Origin of the sequence: Streptomyces marincola, assembly GCF_020410765.1 — a bacterium.
In the GTDB taxonomy this organism is placed as follows: domain Bacteria; phylum Actinomycetota; class Actinomycetes; order Streptomycetales; family Streptomycetaceae; genus Streptomyces; species Streptomyces marincola.
Genome location: NZ_CP084541.1, coordinates 4,538,582 through 4,561,008 on the forward strand (window position 1 = coordinate 4,538,582; position 22,427 = coordinate 4,561,008).

The 22,427-nt window shown below is 74.2% G+C and carries 21 protein-coding genes; 11 read left to right on the plus strand and 10 right to left on the minus strand.

The features are described 5' to 3' along the window. Nucleotides 1-73: 73 nt before the first annotated feature. The 3 genes from LC193_RS20020 to LC193_RS20030 all read right to left on the minus strand — a co-directional run bounded on the left by LC193_RS20020 (nt 74) and on the right by LC193_RS20030 (nt 2,390). Nucleotides 74-682, minus strand: coding sequence for a ClpP family protease (locus tag LC193_RS20020; RefSeq protein ID WP_226076109.1), 609 nt, complete (start codon nt 680-682; stop codon nt 74-76). A gap of 1 nt (nt 683) precedes the next feature. Further along, nucleotides 684-1,337, minus strand: a complete 654-nt coding sequence (locus LC193_RS20025; protein WP_226076111.1) for an ATP-dependent Clp protease proteolytic subunit — start codon at nt 1,335-1,337, stop codon at nt 684-686. A 117-nt stretch (nt 1,338-1,454) separates the two neighbouring features. Beyond that, nucleotides 1,455-2,390: a DMT family transporter gene (locus tag LC193_RS20030; protein ID WP_226076112.1), complete on the minus strand. Its 936-nt coding sequence runs from the start codon at nt 2,388-2,390 to the stop codon at nt 1,455-1,457. Between LC193_RS20030 and LC193_RS20035 the strand changes: the two genes are divergently transcribed. From LC193_RS20035 to LC193_RS20045, 3 genes are all read left to right on the plus strand, one after another. Next, nucleotides 2,389-3,822, plus strand: a complete 1,434-nt coding sequence (locus LC193_RS20035) for an aminotransferase-like domain-containing protein (protein WP_226076113.1) — start codon at nt 2,389-2,391, stop codon at nt 3,820-3,822. The genes LC193_RS20030 and LC193_RS20035 overlap by 2 nt on opposite strands. A 59-nt stretch (nt 3,823-3,881) precedes the next feature. Beyond that, nucleotides 3,882-4,640, plus strand: a complete 759-nt coding sequence (locus LC193_RS20040; RefSeq protein WP_226076114.1) for a creatininase family protein — start codon at nt 3,882-3,884, stop codon at nt 4,638-4,640. Between the two features lie 101 nt (nt 4,641-4,741). Beyond that, nucleotides 4,742-5,272 carry an NUDIX hydrolase gene (locus tag LC193_RS20045; RefSeq protein ID WP_226076115.1) on the plus strand — a complete coding sequence of 177 codons (531 nt, stop codon included), beginning with the start codon at nt 4,742-4,744 and terminating at the stop codon, nt 5,270-5,272. A 156-nt stretch (nt 5,273-5,428) separates the two neighbouring features. On the opposite strand, the gene msrA is transcribed toward LC193_RS20045, so the two are convergent. Together msrA and LC193_RS20055 are read right to left on the minus strand one after the other, a co-directional pair. Beyond that, on the minus strand, nt 5,429-6,085 hold the full coding sequence (gene msrA / locus LC193_RS20050; RefSeq protein WP_226076117.1) for a peptide-methionine (S)-S-oxide reductase MsrA: 657 nt from the start codon (nt 6,083-6,085) through the stop codon (nt 5,429-5,431). A 17-nt stretch (nt 6,086-6,102) separates the two neighbouring features. Continuing rightward, nucleotides 6,103-7,242 carry a hypothetical protein gene (locus LC193_RS20055; protein ID WP_226076120.1) on the minus strand — a complete coding sequence of 380 codons (1,140 nt, stop codon included), beginning with the start codon at nt 7,240-7,242 and terminating at the stop codon, nt 6,103-6,105. Nucleotides 7,243-7,388: 146 nt separating this feature from the next. On the opposite strand from LC193_RS20055, the gene LC193_RS20060 reads away from it, so the two are divergent. After that, nucleotides 7,389-8,543, plus strand: coding sequence for a cystathionine gamma-synthase (locus tag LC193_RS20060; RefSeq protein ID WP_226076123.1), 1,155 nt, complete (start codon nt 7,389-7,391; stop codon nt 8,541-8,543). Nucleotides 8,544-8,547: 4 nt separating this feature from the next. Here the strand turns inward: LC193_RS20060 and LC193_RS20065 are convergent, their stop codons facing one another. After that, a complete protein-coding gene (locus tag LC193_RS20065) occupies nt 8,548-9,084 on the minus strand; it encodes a MarR family winged helix-turn-helix transcriptional regulator (RefSeq protein WP_404819548.1) in 537 nt (178 codons plus the stop codon). A 133-nt stretch (nt 9,085-9,217) separates the two neighbouring features. On the opposite strand from LC193_RS20065, the gene ilvA reads away from it, so the two are divergent. From ilvA to LC193_RS20085, 4 genes are all read left to right on the plus strand, one after another. After that, entirely contained in the window at nt 9,218-10,435 is a 1,218-nt protein-coding gene (ilvA, locus tag LC193_RS20070; protein ID WP_226076130.1) for a threonine ammonia-lyase, read from the plus strand. Nucleotides 10,436-10,574: 139 nt separating this feature from the next. Beyond that, on the plus strand, nt 10,575-11,594 hold the full coding sequence (locus LC193_RS20075; protein ID WP_226076133.1) for an ATP-binding cassette domain-containing protein: 1,020 nt from the start codon (nt 10,575-10,577) through the stop codon (nt 11,592-11,594). Continuing rightward, nucleotides 11,591-12,463 (plus strand): ABC transporter permease, encoded by an 873-nt coding sequence (locus LC193_RS20080; protein ID WP_404819453.1) that lies wholly within the window; start codon nt 11,591-11,593, stop codon nt 12,461-12,463. Before LC193_RS20075 ends, LC193_RS20080 begins: the two co-directional genes overlap by 4 nt. 198 nt (nt 12,464-12,661) lie before the next feature. Continuing rightward, a complete protein-coding gene (locus LC193_RS20085; RefSeq protein ID WP_226076138.1) occupies nt 12,662-15,928 on the plus strand; it encodes a tetratricopeptide repeat protein in 3,267 nt (1,088 codons plus the stop codon). 64 nt (nt 15,929-15,992) lie between these two features. On the opposite strand, the gene LC193_RS20090 is transcribed toward LC193_RS20085, so the two are convergent. Together LC193_RS20090 and mca are read right to left on the minus strand one after the other, a co-directional pair. Continuing rightward, a complete protein-coding gene (locus LC193_RS20090) occupies nt 15,993-16,190 on the minus strand; it encodes a hypothetical protein (RefSeq protein WP_086158381.1) in 198 nt (65 codons plus the stop codon). Between the two features lie 3 nt (nt 16,191-16,193). Continuing rightward, on the minus strand, nt 16,194-17,066 hold the full coding sequence (gene mca / locus LC193_RS20095; protein WP_226076140.1) for a mycothiol conjugate amidase Mca: 873 nt from the start codon (nt 17,064-17,066) through the stop codon (nt 16,194-16,196). A gap of 145 nt (nt 17,067-17,211) precedes the next feature. Between mca and LC193_RS20100 the strand changes: the two genes are divergently transcribed. After that, nucleotides 17,212-17,643 carry a DUF4307 domain-containing protein gene (locus LC193_RS20100; RefSeq protein ID WP_226076142.1) on the plus strand — a complete coding sequence of 144 codons (432 nt, stop codon included), beginning with the start codon at nt 17,212-17,214 and terminating at the stop codon, nt 17,641-17,643. 164 nt (nt 17,644-17,807) lie between these two features. Then, entirely contained in the window at nt 17,808-18,308 is a 501-nt protein-coding gene (greA, locus tag LC193_RS20105; RefSeq protein ID WP_226076144.1) for a transcription elongation factor GreA, read from the plus strand. Between the two features lie 91 nt (nt 18,309-18,399). On the opposite strand, the gene LC193_RS20110 is transcribed toward greA, so the two are convergent. Both LC193_RS20110 and LC193_RS20115 read right to left on the minus strand, forming a co-directional pair. Beyond that, a complete protein-coding gene (locus tag LC193_RS20110) occupies nt 18,400-19,431 on the minus strand; it encodes a hypothetical protein (RefSeq protein ID WP_226076146.1) in 1,032 nt (343 codons plus the stop codon). A 154-nt stretch (nt 19,432-19,585) separates the two neighbouring features. Continuing rightward, nucleotides 19,586-19,978 carry a glycosyl hydrolase gene (locus tag LC193_RS20115; protein WP_226076148.1) on the minus strand — a complete coding sequence of 131 codons (393 nt, stop codon included), beginning with the start codon at nt 19,976-19,978 and terminating at the stop codon, nt 19,586-19,588. 245 nt (nt 19,979-20,223) lie between these two features. Between LC193_RS20115 and LC193_RS20120 the strand changes: the two genes are divergently transcribed. After that, a complete protein-coding gene (locus LC193_RS20120; RefSeq protein WP_226076150.1) occupies nt 20,224-22,212 on the plus strand; it encodes a thioredoxin domain-containing protein in 1,989 nt (662 codons plus the stop codon). Nucleotides 22,213-22,427 lie beyond the last annotated feature (215 nt).

The following is a 22,427-nucleotide window of genomic DNA, read 5'->3' on the forward strand; positions in this document are numbered from 1 at the left end:
GCAGCCCGGCATCGCCTGGCCCGGTGGGCCGGCCGGCGCCGCCCGACCGGCGGGCCGCCCGGCCCCGCGCGGGTCAGGCGAGGCCCGCCGGCAGCCGCCGGCTCAGCACCTCGTCGGCGAGGCCGTAGGCCACGGCCTCGTGCGCGGTGAACACCTTGTCCCGGTCCATGTCCGCGCGCAGCGCCGCGACGTCGTGGTGCGTGTGCCGGGACAGCACCTCCTCCACCTGCCCGCGGATGCGCACCATCTCCCGTGCCTGGACGGCCAGATCGGAGACCGTGCCCTGCTGCCCGCCGCTCGCGGGCTGGCCGAGGAGGACCCGCGCGTGTTCCAGGACGACCCGCCGCCCCGGCTCGCCGCCCGCCAGCAGCACCGCCGCGGCCCGGGCCGCCTGGCCGACGCAGTAGGTGGAGATGGGGGCGCGGACGAACGTCATCGTGTCGTAGATGGCCATGAGCGAGGTGAACGAGCCGCCGGGCGAGTTGATGTAGAGGGAGATCTCGCGGTCGGGGGCGGCCGACTCCAGGTGCAGCAGCTGGGCGATGACCACGCCCGCGACACCGTCGTCGATCTCCGTGCCGAGGAAGATGACGCGCTCCGAGAGGAGCCTGCTGTAGATGTCGTAGGCGCGTTCGCCGTGCGGGGTGCGTTCGATGACGGTCGGGATCGTGTACTGGCCCATGTCAGAACCCCGCCTTCCGCTGCCCCGCGTCCGGCCTGATGTCGGCGAGCGACTCGACGACGCGGTCGACCATGCCGTACTCCCTGGCCTGCTCCGCCGTGAACCACCGGTCGCGGTCGCCGTCCCGGGAGATGGTCTCCTGGGTCTGGCCGGTGTGCTCGGCGGTGATGCGTTCGATCGTGAGCTTGGTGAACTCCAGGTTCTCCGCCTGGATCGCGATGTCGGCCGTGGCTCCCCCGATGCCGGCGGACGGCTGGTGCATCATGATCCGCGTGTTGGGCAGCGCGTACCGCTTGCCGCGCGTGCCCACGGTGAGCAGGAACTGGCCCATGCTGGCGGCGAATCCCATGGCCAGCGTCGCGACATCGTTGGGGATCAGGCGCATCGTGTCGTGGATCGCGAGCCCGGCCGCCACCGAGCCCCCCGGGCTGTTGATGCACAGGATGATGTCGGCGCGCGGGTTCTCGGCGGAGAGCAGCAGCAGCTGGGCGCACACGCGGTTGGCGGAGACCTCGTCGACCTGCGTGCCCAGGAACACGATGCGCTGCGTCAGCAGTTGGGCGGCGAGGTGGTCGTCGAAGCGCGTCGCGGGTGTGTCGCCCTCGGCCGCCCGGGGCGCGGCGGCCGGATCGAGCCCGGTGAGAAGTGCTGGCATCGGTCCTCCTGTCGGGTGCGCGGCCGGTGCGCCGCGTTCCCCCACTGTGCGGCCGGCCCCCGGCGCGGCGGGCGCGGTTCGGCCCGCGGCAGATTCGCCGAGGGCCGAGCCGCCCTCCTACCGGCCGCCCGCCGCGGGCGCGAGGCGGGTCCGCACCGCGGTGCCGGCGCACGCGATCACGGCGAGGCCGCCGACGGCGGTTTGCCAGGAGAGGGGTTCGCGCAGGAGGAGCGCGGCCCAGCAGATGCTCAGCACGGGCTGGACCAGCTGTATCTGGCTGACCCGCGCCATCGGGCCGATGGCAAGCCCCCGGTACCAGGCGAAGAACCCGAGGTACATGCTCACCACGGCGAGGTAGGCGAACGCGGCCCACTCGGCCGCCGTCGCGGCCGGGGGATGGCGCGCCACCGCCGCGGCGGTGAGGGCGATCGTCAGCGGCGCGGAGAGGACGAGCGCCCACGAAATGGTCTGCCAGGCGCCGAGTTCGCGCGCGAGGAGCCCGCCTTCCGCGTAGCCGGCCCCGGCCGCGAGAACGGCGCCGAGCAGCAGTAGGTCGGCCCCGTGCACGCCGCCGCCGCTGCCCTGGGACAGGGCGAACGCGACGGCGGCGACCGCCCCGGCGGCGGCCGTCGCCCAGAACGACCGCGGGGGCCGTTCCCGCCCGCGCAGGACCGCGAGGACGGCGGTCGCGGCCGGCAGGAGCGCGATCACCACGGCGCCGTGGCCGGCCGACGCGGTGGTCAGCGCGTAGGAGGTGAGCAGCGGGAAGCCGATGACGACGCCCCCGGCGACGAGCGCGAGGCGGGCCCACTGGGCGCCCCTGGGCAGGCGCTGCCTCGTGATGGCCAGGGCCGCGGCGGCGAGCAGCGCGGCGACCACCGCGCGGCCCGCGCCGGTGAACAGCGGGGACAGGCCGCCGTCGGCGGTGGCCGCGCGGGTGAACGGGACGGTGAAGGAGAACGCGGCGACCCCGAGCAGCCCCCAGAGCAGACCGGCCCGGGACGGGGATAGCGCAGAAGCCTTGGCGTGAGTAGCGCTACTCTGTACTGTCATGGCCAACGGTAGCAGTGCGCGCATCGTCGCGGCACTGGAAGAGTGGATCGGGACGGCGGCCCCGGGCGCGCGGCTGCCGTCGACGCGTGCGCTGGTCGAGCGGTACGCGGCGAGCCCGGTCACGGTGCAGAAAGCGCTGCGGACCCTGGCCGCGCAGGGGTTGGTGGAGAGCAGGCCGGGCGTGGGCACGTTCGTCCGCGCCATCCGCGTCGCCCGGGCCAACGACTACGGCTGGCAGACCGCGGCCCTGGGGTCGCCGCGCCACCGCGCGCCTGGACTCCCCACGTCGTTGCGCACCACGCCCAACGACGTGATCGCGCTCCACTCCGGCTACCCGGACCGCGAGTTGCTGCCGGAACGGCTGGTGCGGGCCGCGTTCGCCCGCGCGGCCCGCGGCGACGCGGTCGTCGGCCGGCCGCCGGCCGCGGGACTGCCCGAGTTGCAGGCGTGGTTCGCCGCCGAACTCGGCGCCATGACGCCCGCAGGGCTCGCGCCTCCCGCGTCCGGCGACGTCGTCGTCCTCCCCGGCAGCCAGAGCGGGCTGAGCACCGCGTTCCGCGCGCTCGTCGGCGCCGGCCGGCCGCTGCTCGTGGAGTCGCCGACGTACTGGGGCGCGATCCTCGCCGCCGCGCAGACGGGCGTGCGGCTCGTGCCCGTGCCCAGCGGACCGCGGGGGCCGGACGCGGACGAGCTGGCGCGGGCGTTCGAGGAGAGCGGCGCGCGCGCGTTCTACGCCCAGCCGAACTTCGCGAACCCCACCGGTGCCAGCTGGCCGCCCGACCTGGCCCGGCGGGTCCTCGCCACGGTGCGCGCGTACGGGGCGTTCCTGATCGAGGACGACTGGGCGCACGACTTCGGCATCGACGCGGACCCGATGCCGCTCGCCGCCCTGGACGACGGCGGGCACGTCATCCACCTGCGGTCCCTGACCAAAAGCGTCTCACCGGCCGTCCGCATCGCCGGCCTCGTCGCCCGGGGGCCGGCCCGCGAACGCGTCCTGGCCGCGGCGCAGGCCGAGTCCATGTACGTCAGCGGCATGCTCCAAGCCGTCGCGCTCGACATCGTCACCCAGCCCGCCTGGCGCACCCACCTGCGCGGCCTGCGCCGCCAACTCGCCGCGCGCCGTGACCTCCTGGCCGGCGCGCTCCGTGAGCACGCGCCGGCCGCCCGGCTCGAATCCCTGCCCGCGGGCGGGCTGAACCTGTGGGTGCGGCTGCCCGACAGCACCGACCTGCCGCGCCTCGTCAGGGACTGCGAGGACGCGGGCGTCGTCATCGGCCCTGGCGACGAGTGGTTCCCCGCCGAACCCGCAGGCGCCTACGTCCGGCTCACCTACTCGGGTCCGCACCCGGGCGCCCTCCCCGACGGCGCCCGGGTCCTCGGCCGCGCCCTCGCCCGGCAGCACGGGACCACCACCCCGCCCGGCCCCTGAACCACGGGCCCGGGCGGGGCCGTTCGCCGCCCGGGCGCATGGTGAGGCAGGCTGACGCCATGGACGACCTGATCACGCGGGCCACATCAGGGGACGAACGCCGCAGAGGGCGCGCGGTCGCCGTCCTGCCCGTGCGGAGCTTCGAGCAGCACGGCGAGCGGCTGCCGCTGACCACCGACACCCTGATCGCCTGCATGATCGCCCGACGCATCGCGGACGACCACGGCCTGTTCCTGCTGCCGCCCGTCACGGTCTCCTGCTCCCACGAGCACGCGCCTCTGGCGGGCACGGTCAGCATCAGCGCGCCCACGCTGTACGCCGTGGTCGACGACATCTGGCGGTCCCTCGACGCGTCCGGCGTTCCCGGCCTGCTGATCGTCAACGGCCATGGCGGCAACTACGTGCTCTCCAACCTCGTTCAGGAGCTCAACGTCGGCGGCCCTCGCGTCGCGCTCTTCCCCGCCCCGGAGGACCGGCGCCGGGCCAGGGCCGACGCCGTGTTGACGAGCAGTGCCGAGGAGGACATGCACGGCGGGGAGTTCGAGGTCTCGCTGCTCCTGCACGGGGCACCGGACGCCGTCGGCGCGGGCATCGCCGCGGACGACCACTCGGCTCCCGACCGGACCCACCTGCTCACCGTCGGCGTGGCCGGCTACACGCCCCACGGAATCATCGGCCGCCCCTCCCTGGCCACCGCGGCCAAGGGCAGAGCCCTGCTCGACAGTCTCTCCTCCTCGGCGCGCGCCCACCTGGCCCTGATCGACGGGCGTTACGCAGCGGGGGAGGGGACGCGTTCCGGTGCGGACGGCGCTCCGTGAACGGGCGCGCGGGCGGCCCGCGCGTCGTCGAACCAGTCCGAACAGCGACAGGAGCGGAAACGGGGGACCGGCCCCGCGCCGCTCCGGAAGGCAGGTACCGCATGCGATGGACCGTCCACGGCGAACGCACCGTGCACGACACGCCCTGGGTGCGGCTGCGGTCGCTCGACGTGACGCGGCCGGACGGCGTCCGCGCCGGCTACGACATCGTGCGGCTGCGGGATCTCGCCGTCGTCGCCGCGGTGGCGGGCGGGGAGCGCGTTCTCATGATGTGGCGGCACCGCTTCGTCACGGACACCTGGGCCTGGGAGCTGCCCATGGGCCTGGTCGAGGACGGCGAGAGCCCGGCGGATGCGGCGGCCCGCGAGCTGCTGGAGGAGACGGGCCATCGCGCCGGAACGCTCCGGGAGCTGGTCTACGCGCAACCGGCGGCCGGTATCACGGACACGCAGCACTTCGTGTTCCGCACCGACGACGCGCGGCTCATCGGCGCGCCGACGGAGCGCAACGAGTCGGACCGCCTGGAGTGGATCGCGTTGGCCGACCTGCCGGGCATGATCGAACGCCGGGAGATCGTCAGCAGCGCGACCCTGGTGGGGGTCATGGCCCTCCTCCTCGCGCGGTTGCGCTGAGCGAGCACGGAGATGAGGAGCGTGATCACCCGTGGCGGGCGGCGGCCGGGACGCTGCTGACCGGCGACGGCACGGCGGCGTTCGACGACCTCCCGGCGTCCGGGCGGCCGTCGCGCCCGCCCGACGCGGTCGCCGACGGTCAGGTCCGCTCAGCCCTCAGGCCCGCGCCACGCCCACCGGGCAGGACAGGCCCGTGCCGCCGAGGCCGCAGTAGCCGGCCGGGTTCTTGTCCAGGTACTGCTGGTGGTAGTCCTCGGCCGGGTAGAAGGGGTGGGCGTCCGCGGCGAGGAACTCGGTGGTGATCTCGCCGTAGCCGGAGTCGGTCAGCACCCGCTGGTAGGCCGCGCGGGAGGCGTCGGCCGCCGCCTCCTGGGCGGGGGAGTGGGTGATGATCGCGGAACGGTACTGGGTGCCGACGTCGTTCCCCTGGCGGTAGCCCTGGGTCGGGTCGTGCGACTCCCAGAACACCTTCAGCAGGTCGGTGTACGAGACCTTCTCCGGGTCGAAGACGACACGGACCGTCTCGGTGTGGCCGGTCATGCCGGAGCACACCTCCTCGTACGTGGGGTTCCGCGTGATACCGCCCTGGTAGCCGACGAGCGTCGTCCAGACGCCCTCGGTCTGCCAGAAGCGCCGCTCGGCGCCCCAGAAGCAGCCGAGCGCGAAGTCGGCCACCTCGTAGCCGTCCGGGTAGGGGCCCTGGAGGGCCGTGCCGAGGACGGTGTGCCGCTCAGGGACGTGGAACGGCAGCTCGTTCCGGCCGGGGAGTGCCTCCTCCGGGGCGGGCATGCGGGTCTTGAAGGCGTACATCATGATGGGTCTTCCTTCGGTCACTGCCGGGCGATGGCCATGGCGCGGTAGGCGGCGTACTGCCCGGCCGGGTTCTCGCCGTCCACCCAGGGGATCGCTCCTACATAACCGTCGATCGCCCGTACCTGTTCCGCCGCCTCCGGGTACCGCTCGGCCCGGACCAGGAAACACAGCAGCAAATGGCGCACGTGCGGCTCCACGGGGTGAGCGGGGCGCACGCCGTTCACCGCGAACTGCGCCGCCTCGATGGCGTCCGCGACGACCGCGCCCTGGTACATGCTGGGCGACAGCTGCACGTCGGGCAGGTGGTCGTAGACCGCGAACAGCGGCAGGGCCGGGAGCAGGCTGCCGCTGGGCGCGTCCGCCGCGGCGGCCGTCGCGAAGGCGTCCGCGTCCGCCCGTGATCCGTGCCACTTCTCGGACAGGTAGGGCAGCGCCGCGAGGTGCGCTCCCATGTGCGCGGGGTCGCGCTGGGTGATCTGCGCCCACAGCGCGTCGAAGTCCGGCCTGCGGTAGCTCAGCCCGCGGGCGATGAACAGCTCCGTGATGTACGGAACGGGGTCGTCGGGGGCCAGCCGGGCGGCCTCGCCGCACACCGTCCTCGCCTCCTCCAGGATGATGCGGTACTCGGCGGCGGCCGGGTCGGCCATGGCCTGCCACACCAGGAACTGGGCGTACACCTGCGCGCCGCCCGCGTCGTTCGGCTGCTCGGCGCGCCACCTGCGCAGCCAGCCGGCGTCCTGCCCGCCCGGCTGCTCGCCCGCCGCGCGCCATGCGGCGAGTTCCATGGCGGCGGCGCCGGCCAGCGACTGCACGCGCTGCCAGCGCTGCTCGCTGTCGTCGGTGAGCGCGAGGAGCTGCCCCGCCGGGCGCCAGTCCTGCGTGCGCTGCGTCTCTTCGAGCGCGTCCACCAGCGCGTCGTCGGGCCCCGGCAGCCTGATGTCGAGCTGTTCGACGGGGACGAGACCGCCGGCCGTCGCGGAGGCGCCGTCCTTGCTCAGGGACACCTGGTCGGGGGAGCGCTCGCCGGGCCCGGTTCGCGTCTGCGCGTTTGCCGCGGCGCGTTCGAACTCCTCGCGCTCCCTGCGGCGGCGCAGCAGGGGGAGGACGACGACGCCGAAGACGGCGACCAGGGCGATCAGCAGGAACAAGGCTTCCATGGTGGCTCGGCTCCCCCTCGTTCGGGCTCGTACGGGCACGTCCTGCCCGGTCTGCGGCTGGTCCCGTGTGTGCACACCTTATGCGGCCCGTGGCGGCGTGCCCGATTCGGCGACCGCTCCACCGTACGGCCCACTACCGTGGGACCATGAACGAGCAGCACACGCGGCGGCACTTCGAGACCGCCGCCATCCACGCCGGGCAGGAGCCCGACGCGGTCACGGGCGCGGTCGTCCCGCCCGTCCACCTGTCGTCCACGTTCAAGCAGGACGGCGTCGGCGGGCTGCGGGGCGGATACGAGTACAGCCGCTCCGCGAACCCGACCCGCACCGCCCTGGAGGACAACCTCGCGGCCATCGAGGGCGGGCGGCGAGCGCTCGCGTTCGCCTCGGGACTGGCCGCGGAGGACTGCCTGCTGCGCACGGTGCTGAAGCCGGGCGACCACCTGCTGATCCCGAACGACGCGTACGGCGGCACGTTCCGCCTCATCGCGAAGGTCGTGGAGCGGTGGGGCGTCGCGTGGTCGGTCGCGGACACCGGCGACGCCGAGTCGGTGCGCGCCGGGCTGCGGCCCGAGACGAAGCTGGTGTGGGTGGAGACGCCGTCCAACCCGCTGCTCGGCATCACGGACATCGCCGTGGTCGCCGACATCGCCAGGGCGGCGGGGGCCAGGCTCGTCGTCGACAACACGTTCGCCAGCCCCTACCTCCAGCAGCCGCTCGCGCTCGGGGCCGACGTGGTCGTGCACTCCACGACCAAGTATTTGGGCGGGCACTCCGACGTGGTGGGCGGCGCGCTGGTCACCTCGGACGCGGCGCTCGGCGAGGAGCTGGCGTTCCACCAGAACGCCATGGGCGCCATCGCGGGCCCCTTCGACGCGTGGCTGGTGGCGCGCGGCATCAAGACGCTCGCGGTGCGCATGGACCGGCACGGGCAGAACGCGGGGCGGATCGCCGAGTTCCTCACCGCGCACCCCAAGGTGGTCCAGGTGTACTACCCGGGGCTGCCCACGCACCCGGGGCACGAGATCGCCGCGAAGCAGATGAGGGGCTTCGGCGGAATGGTGTCGTTCCGGGTGGCGGGCGGCGAGGCGGCGGCGGTCGAGGTGTGCGACCGGGCGCGGCTGTTCACGCTGGCCGAGTCGCTCGGCGGGGTCGAGTCGCTGATCGAGCACCCGGGTCGGATGACGCACGCCTCCGTCGCGGGGTCGGCGCTCGAAGTGCCCGCGGACCTGGTGCGTCTCTCGGTCGGCATCGAGGCCGTGGACGACCTGCTGGCCGACCTCGGCCGCGCCCTGGGCTGAGGGCTCAGCCTCCTTCGGCCGTCCCCCGCGCGCCGGGAACGCCGGCCTGGAGGCGGGTGACGGACGCGTTGAAGCGGGTGAGGAGCGCGCAGAAGCCGGCGCGCTCCTCGTCGGTCCAGTCGGCCGTCAGCACCTCGACGAGCCGGCGGCGCGAGGCGCGCACCTCGGCCAGCCGCCGCGCGCCGAGCGGTGAGAGCGCGAGGACGACGGCGCGGCCGTCGGCCGGGTCGGCGGCGCGGGCGACGAGGCCGGAGTCGACCAGCGGGGCGACCTGTCGGGTGACGGTCGAGGAGTCGATGCCCAGGCCGGCGGCCAGGGCCTTGACCCCGGCGGGGCCCTCGTCGTCGAGCCTGCTGAGGAGCAGGTAGGCGGCGCGGTCCATCGAGTCGCGGGCCGCGCCGAGGCCGCCGAGGCGGGTCTGCTCCGCGCGGCGGGCGAACACGGCCACCTCGTGCTGGAGCGCGTCGAGCACCGGGCCGTCAGGCAGGTGGTCGGTCGTGGGTTCGGTCGTCATGTCCTGGCGGTGTGGGGTCGGGGGCAGTGGGGGGGCGCGTGGCGTCGGTGGCCACAGCGTACGACGCCGGCCGCGCGGGTGGGCCCGCACGGCCGATTCCGCGCCCGGCGCCGGGGACGCGGTCCCGCGGCGTCCCGGCGGGCCTGCCAGACTTGCCGGCATGTCCGCTTCCCCGCCGCCGGGCCTGAGCGACGTGCTCGCCGCGCAGAAGACCTTGACCGGAATCACCCGTGTGACGGCGGTGGAGGGCAGCCGTCACCTCAGCCGCATGGTCGGTGCGCCGGTGCGGCTGAAGTGCGAGAACCTGCAACGCACGGGCTCGTTCAAACTCCGCGGCGCCTACACGAGGATCGCGAACCTCGGCCCCGCCGAACGCGCCCGCGGCGTCGTCGCGGCCAGCGCGGGCAACCACGCGCAGGGCGTGGCGCTCGCCGCCGAGCTGCTGGGGGTGCGGTCGACGGTCTTCATGCCGGCGGGCGCCCCGCTGCCGAAGGTCGCCGCGACCCGCGAGTACGGCGCCGAGGTGCGCACGCACGGGCAGGTGGTGGACGAGACGCTGGCGGCGGCGCAGGAGTTCGCCGAGACCACGGGGGCCGTGCTCATCCACCCCTTCGACCATCCGGACGTGGTGGCGGGCCAGGGAACGCTGGGGCTGGAGATCCTGGAGCAGTGCCCCGACGTGCGCACGATCGTGGTGGGCGTCGGCGGCGGCGGGCTCGCGGCCGGCGTGGCGCTCGCGGTGAAGGCGACCCGCCCGGACGTGCGGGTCGTGGGGGTGCAGGCGGAGGGTTCCGCGGCGTATCCGCCCTCGCTCGCGGCCGGGCGGCCGGTGGCCCTGCCCGAGGTGTCGACGATGGCCGACGGCATGAAGGTCGGCCGGCCGGGCGACGTGCCGTTCCGCATCATCGCCGACCTGGTCGACGAGGTCCGCACCGTGTCGGAGGACGAGCTCTCGCGCGCGCTGCTGCTGTGCCTGGAACGGGCCAAGCTCGTCGTCGAGCCGGCCGGGGCCAGCCCGGTGGCCGCGCTGCTGAGCGAGCCGGGGGCGTTCGCCGGCGGGCCGGTCGTCGCCGTGCTCTCGGGTGGCAACGTCGATCCTGTGGTCCTCGACCGCAGCCTGCGGCACGGCATGGCGGCGGCGGGGCGCTACCTGTCGCTGCGGCTGCGGGTGCCGGACCGGCCCGGGGTGCTCGCCGGGCTGCTCGGGGAGTTGTCAGTGGCGGATGCCAATGTGCTCGCGGTCAACCACGTCAGGACGGACCCGGGTCTCGGCGTGAGCGAGGCGGAGGTCGAGGTCCAGCTGGAGACGCAGGGCCCGCGGCACTGCGCCGAGGTGAGCAGGAGCCTGGAACGGGCGGGGTACCGCGTCCTGGGGTGAACGGCAGGGCGGCCGGCGCGCGGCACCGAGCGACTCCCGCGGAAAAAGAGTATCGCGATGTATCGCGATAGCCTAGACTGGGGGGCGCCCCGGTGCCGCCGGGGCGTCCCCGAACCCTGCCACCACACTGGGAGACCACATGCCAGGCGCCATCTATGCCGAGGGGCTGGTGAAGACCTTCGGCACCGTCAGGGCGCTGGACGGCGTCGACATCGACGTGCCCGAGGGCACCGTCCTCGGCCTGCTCGGGCCGAACGGCGCGGGTAAGACCACCACCGTGCGTGTCCTCACGACACTCATGCGGCCCGACAGCGGCCGGGCCGAGGTCGCCGGCCTCGACGTGCTGAAGCATCCCAACGCGGTGCGCCGTTCCATCGGGCTCTCCGGCCAGTTCGCGGCCGTCGACGAGTACCTGACCGGCCGGGAGAACCTGGAGATGGTCGGCCGGCTGTACCAGCTCTCCGGGCGCGACGCGAAGCGGCGGGCCGCCGAGCTGCTCGAACGGTTCAACCTCGCGGACGCGGCGGACCGGACCGCCAAGACCTACTCGGGCGGCATGCGCCGCCGCCTCGACCTCGCCGCCGCGCTGGTCGTCAGCCCGCCGGTGATGTTCATGGACGAGCCGACCACGGGCCTCGACCCGCGCAACAGGCAGCAGCTGTGGGACGTCATCAAGGAGCTGGTCGCCGGCGGCACCACCCTGCTGCTGACCACCCAGTACCTGGAGGAGGCCGACCACCTCGCGGACTCCATCGCCGTGGTCGACCACGGCAAGGTCATCGCACGCGGCACGTCCGACGAGCTGAAGACCAGGACGGGCGGCGACGTGGTGGAGGTCGTCGTGCACGACCGGCAGCACCTGGCCGCCACCGAGGAGATCATGCGGCGCCTGGGGGACGGCGACACGGTGCTCGTGGAGCACACCCGCAAGCTGACCGTCCCCGCGGCGGGCGGCGCCAAGCTGCTCGCCGAGATCATCCGCGAACTGGACGGCCGCGGCATCGAGATCGACGACATCGGGCTGCGCCGCCCCACGCTCGACGACGTCTTCATCTCCCTGACCGGCCACGCCGCCGAGGACGAGCCGCCACCCGGCGCGGGCCGGGCAGACAGTACCGCGCGGTCCGCCGCCCCCGCGAAGCACGAGGAGAACCAGTGAGCAGCACCGCCACCTCCCCCGCCGCGCGACCCGCTCCCGGTCCCGGCACCGAGCGGATCACATTCGCCCAGGGCCTGCGGGACTCCATGGTCGTCGCCAGGCGCAACCTGCTGCGCATGCTGCGCATCCCCGAGGTCGTGCTCTTCGGGCTGTTCCAACCGGTCATGTTCGTGGTGCTGTTCTCCTATGTCTTCGGCGGCTCGATCAACGTGCCCGGGGCCGGAACGGACGCGAGCGCCTACCGCGAGCTGCTGATGGGCGGGATCTTCGCCCAGACGGTCGCGTTCGCGACCGCGGGGGCCGCCGCCGGCATCGCCGAGGACATGCAGAAGGGCATCATCGACCGGTTCCGTTCGCTGCCGATGGCGCGCGGCGCCGTCCTCACCGGCCGCACGTTCGCGGACCTGGTGCAGACCGCGATGACCCTGCTGGTGCTCGCGATAGTCGCCCTGCTCGTCGGCTGGCGCGTGCACGAGGGGCTGCTGAACGCCCTGGCGGCGTTCGGTCTGCTGCTGCTGTTCGGTTACTCGTTCGCCTGGGTCGGCGCCCTCATCGGCCTGTCGGTGCGCTCGCCGGAGGCGGCCACGTCCAGCGGCCTGGTGTGGCTGTTCCCGCTGACGTTCATCTCCATCGCGTTCGTCCCCTCGGAGAACATGGTGGGCTGGCTCCAGCCCGTCGCCGAGTGGAACCCGTTCAGCGCGACGGTCCTCGCCGTGCGGGAGCTGTTCGGCAACCTGCCGGCCGGCTACGAGGCGCCGGACGCCTGGCCCATGCAGAACCCGGTGCTCGCCTCCCTGCTCTGCTCGATCGCCATCATCCTGGTCTTCCGCACCCTCGCCGTGCGCAAGTACCGGCTGGCCTCGGGCTGAGACCGGCGCTGTCCCGGCGCTGTCCCGGCGCCGTCCCGGCGCCGTCCCGGCATTGCGGCCCCGGCCCCACCGGCCGGTGGCCGCGGCTTCCCCGATTCGCGCCCGCCATGCGTCCCGCATGCAACGATTCGACCAAATCCCGCGTGATACAGGGTGGGTTGGGGCATGCGTCCGGACGACCAACGGGGAGGAACGCGAATGCCGCACGCGGGTACGGAGCTGCACGAACGCCACCGGCCGGAAATCGACGGGCTGCTGGCACGCGCCGTCGACGAGGAGGTGCGCCGTTCCGAGGGGCGCGTCGACGGCGAACGGCTGCTGCGCCGGGCACGGGAAGGGCTCGCGGACATCCTGCGCCCGGCGCAGGAGGAGTACGAGGCGTACGCGCGGGCCGAGGCGGAGAACGCGCCCGGCCGCCTGGCCGACCGCTTCACCGCCCGGACCGTCGGCGGGCCGGCCGGCGCGGCCGGCGCCGCCGCGCTGGCCACGCTGCTGCTGGTGGGCAGCCTCGACGGCTCGGCCGCGACGGCCTTCACCGACGCGGCGATCGTCGCGGTCGCCGCCCTGCTCGGCTTCGTGATCCAGGCCGTCGTCGCCCACCTGTGGTCCGCCGAGCGGAACGCGGGCGAGAACCACCAGCCGGGCGGCGTCGAGCAGCTGCGGCTCGCGTGGCGTTCCGCGGTCGAGGTGCGCGGCATCCGCCCCTACCTCGAACAGCAGCGGGCCATCGCCCCGCGCCGCGACCCGCTGCGCGACCGGCGCGAGGCGCGCCCCCGGCAGCGCTCCCGGGAGCGCGGTGGCGCGGCCCGCGCCGGCGCGGTGCTGACCCGATCCTTCGCCCGGCTGCCCGAGCCGGGGCACCCGTTCATCGGCCGGCGCAGCCAGCTGACGCAGATCACCCAGTGGGTCAACCGGGACCGCGCCAGGACCGAGACCCGCCCCACCGTGGTCGTGCTGCACGGGGCGTCGGGCTCCGGGCGCACGATGCTGGCCAGGTGGGCGGCGCACGAGCTGCGCGAGCTGTTCCGCGGCGCCTGCCTGGTGGATCTGCGGGGGCAGAGCGAGGACCCCCTGCGCACCCGCGACGCGCTGCTGCACCTGATGAACCGCCTCGGAGCGCCCCGCGAGCAACTCCTGTTCCGCGACGGCGCGCGCCAGGACGCCGACGGCGCGCACCTGCGCCGGCTCGCCGAGCGCTACCACCAGCACCTCGCGGACCTGCCCGTCGTGATCATCCTGGACGACGCGACCGACGCCGAGCAGGTGCGCACGCTGGTGCCCGCCCGTTCCGCCTCCCTGGTCCTGGTCACCGCGGCGCAGCCGCTCGACCTCGGCCCCGACCTGCCCGCCTCCGTCCACCATCTGCCGCTCGGCCCGCTCGACGAGGCCGCGGCCGAGGAACTGCTGCGCGCCTCGGCCACCGACGCCGCCGCCGACGCCGCGCCCTACGACGAGCAGGCCTGGCGGGCCGTCACCGAACTGTGCGAGGGCCGCCCCCTGCTGCTCCGCATGGTGGGCTCCGCGCTCGAAACCCGCGACCCGGCCCGCCTCGCCGCGGACCTGGCCGCCCGCGGCGCGCCGGACGCGGCCGACCCGGCCGAGCGCGCGCTGCGCCTGCGCTACAGCGACCAGCCCGAGGCCACCCGCACCCTGCTGCGCCGCCTCGCGCTCGCCGGCCGCGCCAGCCTCGGCGCGCGCGCCGCCGCCGCGCTGCTCGGCGTCGACGAGGACGAGGCCGCGCGCCGGCTCGGCGAACTGACCCGCGCCGGGCTGCTGCACCACGTGCGGGGCGACCGCTACCGCCTGCACGAGCTGGTGCGCCGCTTCGCGCGGGCCCGCCTGCACGAGGAGGAGAGCGACGCGGAGCGCTCGGCGGCCCAGGAGCGGCTGATCCGCAGCTACGCGGAGCTGGCGGACACCGTGATCCGCCTGGTGGACGGCAGGACGTCCACCCGCGCCGACCTGCTGCCCGCGGCGGCCGGCGGGCACGGCTTCACCTCGCTCGACGCCGCGCTGCGCTGGCTGGACGAGGAGACCAGCTTCATCACCGCCACCCTCAGGCACGCCGACGAACGCGTCGACCGCGAGGCCGTCGCGCACCTGCTCGGCGCGCTGTGCGACTACTGCCTCCTGCGCGGCGACCTGTACCGGCTCGGCGAGCTCAACGAGCTGACGCAGGCCATCGACCAGGGCCTGCTGGCCCGGTCCGTCCAGTGGCGCACCGGCGTCGCCGCCCGGCAGCTCGGCGATCTCGACAAGGCGCGGTCCACACTGACCTCCGTGGTGACGCTGTACCAGCGGGCGCGGCACGAGGCGGGCACCGCGCGCGCCCTGCGCGACCTCGGTATCACGCTGCACCAGCAGGGCCGGCTCGCCGAGGCGGGCGACCGGTTGCGGGAGGCGCTGGACCTCCAGGAGGGGCAGGCGCTGCGGGGCGACCGGGCCTGGACGCTGCACGCCCTGGCGGCCGTGGAACGCGAACGCGGCCGCATCGGCGCCGCCCGCACCATGCTGGGCGAGGCGCTGCGGCTGCACGCGGGCAGCGGCAGTGTGCACGGCGAGGCGTGGACGCGCTTCCAACTGGGCCAGACCCTGCTGCGCGCGGGCGACGTTCCGGCCGCGGAACGGGAGCTGCGCCTGGCGCTCGACCTGTACGAGCGGTCACGCGACGTGCGCGGCGTGGCCTGGGCGGCGACGGAACTCGGCCTGGCCCGGGTGCACGCGGGCGACCCGACCGCGGCCCGTGAGCAGTTGGAGTCCGCGCTGTCCTCGCACCGCGAGACGGAGGACGCCCGCGGCGAGGCGTGGACGCTGTACCACCTGGGGCAGGCCCTTGAGGAGGCGGGCGAGGCCGCCGAGGCGGTGCGGACGCTGGAGCAGGCACGCACGATGTTCAGCCGGATGCGGGACCTGTACGGCCTGGCGTGCGCACGCCACCACTCGGCGCGCGTCACGCGCGACATGCGGGCCGAGGCCACGGGCTCGCTGCGCAACAGCGGGTTCGCCCGGCAGTTGCTGACCGACGCGCGCCGCGACTTCCGACGGGCGGGCGCGGGCCACGGCGAGGCGTGGAGCTGCGTGGAACTCGCGGTGATCGAGGCGGGCAACGAGCGGCCGGGACCGGCGCTCGACCTGGCCGACGAGGCGCTGCGGCTGTTCACCGCGGGATACGGAGAGGGCCCGGACGCCCGCGGCGCGGACTGGGCGCAGCTGCTGCGCTGCACGCTGCTCCCGCTCGCCTCGCCCGGTGGCACTGAGGTCGGGCAGGCGGTGGCGCGGGAGGAACTGGCGCGGCTGCTGCGCGAGGACCACCCGCGGCGCGACCCGCGGCTCACGGACGCGGCGCACAGCTACGCGTTGATGCTGGAGCGCGGCCAGGGCCCGGAGACCGGCTGGACCGCCTGGCGCCTCGGCATGGTGCCCGACCGCGGCGCGAGGGACGTGACCGGCGCGGCCCTCGGGTGACCGACGGCGCCCCGCGGGCGCGGAGCGGCCACCGCCGGGCCGGCCCGGCGGTGGCCGGAACGTATCAGGAGCGCGAGGGCTGGCGCTCGGCGTCGGCCTTGCCCTGCTGCTCCGAGAAGTCGATCTTCCCGAGGTGTTTGCTCATGGACCGCAACAGCACCCAGACGCCCACGCCCAGGATGGCGAACACGATGAAGCCCAGAACACCGGGTGTCACCGTGTATTCGTTCAGCTCCTCGGCGAGGGGCAGCAACTCACTCATGCGTCAATTCTCCCGGATGCCCGCGAACAGGTCGGACTCGGGTAGTGAGGTGTCCACCCGTGAGCGGGCCAGCTCGTAGTCCTCGGTCGGCCAGATCTCCTGCTGAAGTTCGATCGGTACCCGGAACCAGCCCCCGTCCGGGTCGATCTGCGTCGCGTGCGCGATCAGCGCCTTGTCCCGCACAGGGAAGAACTCCCCGCACGGCACGCGCGTGGTCAGCTGCCGCTCGGGCACGTCCATCTCGTCCCAGCGCTCCAGCCACTCCGCGTACGGCGATTCGAGGCCGCGGGCGAGCATGGCCTCGTGCAGGGCGAGCGTGCGCGGCCGGTTGAACCCCTGGTTGTAGTACAGCTTCAGCGGCTGCCAGGGCTCCCCCGCGTCCGGATAGCGCTCCGGATCGCCCGCCGCCTCGAACGCGGCCATCGAGACCTTGTGGGTCATGATGTGGTCGGGGTGCGGGTAGCCGCCGTTCTCGTCGTACGTGGTCATCACGTGCGGGCGGAACGAGCGGACCAGCCGCACCAGCGGCTCGGTGGCCGTCTCCAGGTCCTGGAGCGCGAAGCAGCCCTCGGGCAGCGGCGGCAGCGGGTCGCCCTCGGGCAGCCCCGAGTCGACGAACCCGAGCCACTCCTGCTTGACGCCCAGGATCTCCCGGGCCTCCGCCATCTCCCGGGCGCGCACCTCGTGGATGTGCGCTTCGAGGTACGGATCGCCCTGGAGCTTCGGATTCAGGATGGAGCCCCGCTCGCCGCCCGTGCAGGTGGCGACGAGCACGTCGACGCCCTCGGAGACGTATTTGGCCATGGTCGCGGCGCCCTTGCTCGACTCGTCGTCCGGATGGGCGTGAACGGCCATGAGGCGCAGCTGCTCGGTCAACGGTGTTTCCTCGTCGTCTGGTGGTCGGTGCTCGGGGTCCGGCTCATCCCTTCTATAGTGACTGATGGACCGGCCGGGCTGTTCCCGTTTTCCCTCGCCCGCGGTCCCCGCCGCAAGGACCCGTCTCACCCGAGGACCGACCGTCATGGCTGATGTGCGCGCAAGGACCCCAGAGGGCCGGTACGGCCGGTCCGGGGCCGCCGACGCCCGCACGGACCGGCGGTTGCGCGTGGCCGGCGCGGTGCTCGGCGCCCTGCTGCTCGGATTCGTCGCGTGGGCCGGAGTGTCCTACATCGGCGAGCAGAAGGTGACGGCCGAGCTGACCGGGTTCCAGGTCGTCTCGGACGAGCGGATCGACGTCAACCTCCAGGTGCGCAAGCCTGCGGACAGTGACGGCGTCTGTACCGTGCGCGCCCAGGCCGACGACGGCCTCGAAGTCGGACGCGCGGACTTCACGTTCGAGGACGAGGGCGACAGCACGCACCGAACGGTCACGCTGCGCACCACCGCCCGGGCCACGTCCGCGGAGCTGATGGGCTGCTCAGAGGCCCGGACGGACGCCGGCGCGACATCCTGAGGGTTTGCGTACGGCAGCGGAGGGTAATCCTTCCGGACATCGACCGGCATTGTTAGAGTCGATATTTCGATTGAACCACCGCCCGCCCAGGAGCGCAGATGTCCGGGACGGGCCTTCGTTTTTATCAGTGCACCCCAGCCCGCTTACATCCCGAAGGAGCACCTGTGACGCAGACCAGCGACACTGTCACCTGGCTGACCCAGGAGGCGTATGACCAGCTCAAGGCGGAGCTGGATCACCTGTCGGGTCCCGCCCGTACCGAGATCGCGAAGAAGATCGAGCAGGCGCGGGAAGAGGGGGACCTGAAGGAGAACGCCGGGTATCACGCGGCCAAGGAGGAGCAGGGGAAGATGGAGGCGCGCGTGCGCCAGCTGACCCAGCTCCTGGAGAGTGCGCGGGTCGGTGAGGCCCCCGCGGACACCGGCGTGGTGGCCCCCGGCATGGTCGTCACGATCGCTTTCGACGGGGATCCGGACGACACGATGACGTTCCTGCTCGCCTCCCGCGAGTTCGCGACCTCGGACATCGAGACGTACTCCCCGCAGTCGCCGCTGGGCAGCGGCGTGAACGGCAAGAAGGTCGGCGAGGACGCGGAGTACGAGTTGCCCAACGGCAGCACCGCGCGCGTCAAGGTGCTCCAGGCCAAGCCCTACCGGGCGGGCTGACCACCGCGCCGCGAGACGTTCGACGGGGCCGGCGGGGGCGGGCCGGGGCGGTGGGGAACCGTCCCGGCGCCGCCGGCCCCGGGGCGGGGGCTCAATCCTTGCGTTGCCGCCTGGTGGTGCGCTTGGGCTGCTGCCGCTGCCCTGCGGGCCGCTGCGCTCGTCCAGGCGCGGCGGGCTGCGCTCGCCGCGCCTCGTCCCCTTCTCCCAACGCGTTCAGGATCGAGGCCAGCAGGCCGCGCAGCCGGTCGTGGGCCGCGTTCTCCTGGCCCACGAGCAGCAGCAGATCCCGCGCCTCGTCCTCGGCGACCTCGTGCTGACCGCGGGCGTGGAGCCCGGAGACGCGCGCGAGCCGCCGTTCCAGCTCCTCCTGCCGGAGCGGGCGGCCGAGGTCCGGCAGCGGGGGAACGGGCGGGGCATCGGCGCCGAGCGGTTCGTGCGGCGACCTTCCCCGCCGCAGCGCCCGGTTCACCTCGATCGAGCGCCGGCGGTCGGCCGGGTCGCGGCCGGCCCCGTACCGCAGCCGCAGCGCGTATCTGAGGTTCTTCATGTCGCCGGGCCAGAACGCGTGGTCCGGTGGATAGGCGGCGGTGGTGCCCTCGAAGATCTCGACGATGTCGCCCAGGAGCCGGATGTCGGGCGCTGCCTCCGCCCGGCGCAGCAGAAGGATGCCGACCCGTCCCCAGTGCTCGGGCCCGATGAACCGGTGATCCACGGTGACGCCCCTGCCGAGCGGGGACCGCAGCTCGCGGGGGACGAGGTCCGGCTCCCTCTGCCCGACCCTCGCGAACAGCAGCAGCGCGGCCTGGAAGTCGTTGAGCAGGTCGTCGCCGGCCGCCTGGTGGCGGCACCAGTGCAGGCAGGCCAACGCGTACAGGACCCGCACCGAGGTCCCGCTGCCCGACATTCCCGCCTGCCAGAGGGTGCCCGCGTCGGCGAGCGCGCCGCGCCCCAGGACCGCGTCCCGGTCGCCCCGCTTCCGGTACCGGTTCACGCGCGTCGCGACGGACGTATAGGCCCGTTCCAGCCTCCCGGCCGCCATCCCGTGCGCGTCGCTCCGGTCCCGCTCCGGCAAGGCCAGGGGGAGCTCGAAGGGCAGTCGTCGGCGTTTCCCTGATCCGAACATGTCGCACTCCTCCGCGAAGCCGACGGACGCGGTACCGGCCGGAACGGCGGGCCGGCGCCGGGCCCTCCCGGCCATCGTCCGCCTCTTCGCCCGGGTACGGAACCCGTACGGCGCCGCCCCGCGCGGGACGGCGCCGTACCCGGCCGGTGCCGGGTCACCACCACGTGGTGCAGGCGACGTCGGGGTAGTTGCCGGCCTTGCCGCAGGCCCGCATGAGATTGCCCCGGTTGTCGTACGCATCGGTGTAGTTGCTGCCGCCACTGTTGATGGGCGTGGGGTCGAGCTGCTCCCAGGTCCGGCCGCCGTCGAAACTGCGGTCCACCCACACCAGGTCGCCAGGCGAGCCGAAGATCCTGCCCCACGAACACGTTCCGTTGTACCGCAGTTCGATGCCGCGGGAGTGAATCGAGGTGGACGCGACCGTCCTCGGGTTGTCCTGGTTGCAGCCTTCGGCGGCCTGCGCCGCGGTCGAGGGGATCGCGGTGAGCATGGCTCCGGCGAGCCCTGCCGCGGCGACGGTTCGGAGAAGGGTCGTGTGAGCACCCATGTCCGCTGTCCTTCCGGTTGTCGCTCGTCCGGCACCGGGCGGTGTGTGCGGTACCCGGCTCCGGTCATCGGGTGACGAGTCCAGCACAGGTGGTCGTGACCGGTCCCGGCCGCCGCCGGACGCACCGGGCGGCCGGGACCGTGGGCGCCCGGCGCGGGTGGACGCGGTGACGTGCCGCGCGCACCGCTCCGCTCCCGGGAGTCGAACGCTGGGCCGGGCGGGCCGGACCGTGCGACGATGCCGGTATGAATCGGCTGGCCGGCTCGCAGTCCCCGTACCTCCTCCAGCACGCGGACAATCCCGTGGACTGGTGGCCATGGGGAGAGCAGGCATTCGACGAGGCGCGGCGGCGGGACGTGCCGGTGCTGCTCAGCGTCGGGTACGCGAGTTGCCACTGGTGCCATGTCATGGCCAGGGAGAGTTTCGAGGACGAGACGGTCGCGGCCTACCTGAACGAGCGCTTCCTGCCGGTCAAGGTGGACCGGGAGGAGCGGCCAGACGTCGACGCGGTCTACATGGAGGCTGTGCAGGCGGCCACCGGGCAGGGCGGCTGGCCGATGACCGTGTTCATGACGGCCGAGGGTGAGCCGTTCTACTTCGGCACCTACTTCCCGAGGGAGCCGCACGCCGGGCTGCCTTCGTTCACGCAGCTCCTCCAGGGCGTCCACGCGGCGTGGACCGAGCGGCGCGGCGAGGTCGCGCAGGTTGCGGCGCGCATCACCGGTGACCTCGCGGAGCGGCGGCTGTCGTACGACGCGCCCGCTCCGCCCGGTGAGGAGGAGCTGGCCCGCGCGGTGCGGGCGTTGGCCGCGGAGTTCGACGAGGTGCACGGCGGGTTCGGCGGCGCGCCGAAGTTCCCGCCCTCGATGGTGATCGAGTTCCTGCTGCGGCACCACGTCCGCACCGGCTCGCGCGAGGCGCTGCGGCTTGCCGAGGAGACCTGCGAGGCGATGGCCCGCGGCGGCATCTACGATCAGCTCGGCGGCGGGTTCGCGCGGTACGCGGTGGACGCCGGGTGGACGGTCCCGCACTTCGAGAAAATGCTCTACGACAATGCGCTGCTCGCCCGCGTGTACACCCACCTGTGGCGGGTCACGGGCTCGGCGTTCGCCCGCCGCATCGCGCTGGAGACGGCGGACTTCCTCGTCACCGAGCTGCGCACGCCCGAGGGCGGGTTCGCGTCCGCGCTCGACGCGGACAGCGAAACCCAGGACGGCGGCGGGCACCAGGAGGGCGCGTTCTACACGTGGACGCCCGAGCAGTTGCGCGACGCCCTCGGCCCGGCGGACGCCCGCCTGGCGGCGGCGGTGTACGCGCCGGGCGACGAGGGAACGCTGCGGCTGCCGGGGCCCGAGGCCCCCGCGGAGCTGCGGGCGCGGCTGGCCGAGGCCCGCGCCCGGCGCCCGCGCCCGGAGCGGGACGACAAGGTCGTCGCGGCCTGGAACGGGCTGGCCGTGGCGGCGCTCGCCGAGGCCGGTGCCTGTTTCGAGCGCGATGACCTGGTGGCGGCGGCGAGGGGCGCGGCGGACCTGCTGGTGGCGGTGCACCTGGGGCCCGACGGCCGCCTGGCGCGCACCTCGCGGGACGGGCGCGCGGGGCAGGGCGCGGGGGTGCTTGAGGATTACGCGGATGTCGCGGAAGGGTTCCTTGCGCTGTACGCGGTGACGGGAACGCGGGCGTGGCTCGACCGGGCCGGCGGGCTGCTCGACGTCGTGCTGGAACGGTTTGCCGGTGCGGGCGGCGAGCTGTTCGACACGGCGGACGACGCCGAGCGGCTGATCCGCCGTCCGCAGGACCCGACGGACGGCGCGACACCGTCCGGCTGGGCCGCGGCGGCCGGCGCGCTGCTGAGCCACGCCGCGTACACCGGCGACGCGCGCTACCGCGTCGCGGCCGAGCGGGCGCTCGGCATCGTGCGGCAACTGGGGCCGCGGGTACCGCGGTTCGCCGGGTGGGGGCTCGCGGTGGCGGAGGCCGCCGTGGACGGACCGCGCGAGGTCGCCGTGGTGGGCGCCCCCGGCGACCCGGCGGCCGACGCGCTGCACGCGGTCGCGCTGCGCGCCGCCGCGCCCGGCGCGGTCGTCGCGCGGGGCGCGCCCGACGACGAGGACCCGGCGCCGCTGCTGGCCGGCCGCCCGCTGCGCGAGGGGCGGGCGACGGCGTACGTGTGCCGCGGGTTCGTCTGCGCGGCGCCGACGACGGACCCGGAGACGCTGGCCGGGCAGCTGGCCTGACCCGCCGCACGGCGCGGCGTTCGCTCACCTGTGCGAAGAAGGCGGTCCGCCGCGGGCCGCCTTTTCCGCGTCCCCCCGGGGGGCGGTTCCGGCCGCGTGAACAGCGGAAAGTCCTTCCTTCCGGTCGAGGGCTATGCCTGTATCGACGAGCGGCGATCGGCTCAGGTCGGCGGTGTCGGGCAGGAGGCCAGGCCGTTACCGGGGTTTCGCCGTTC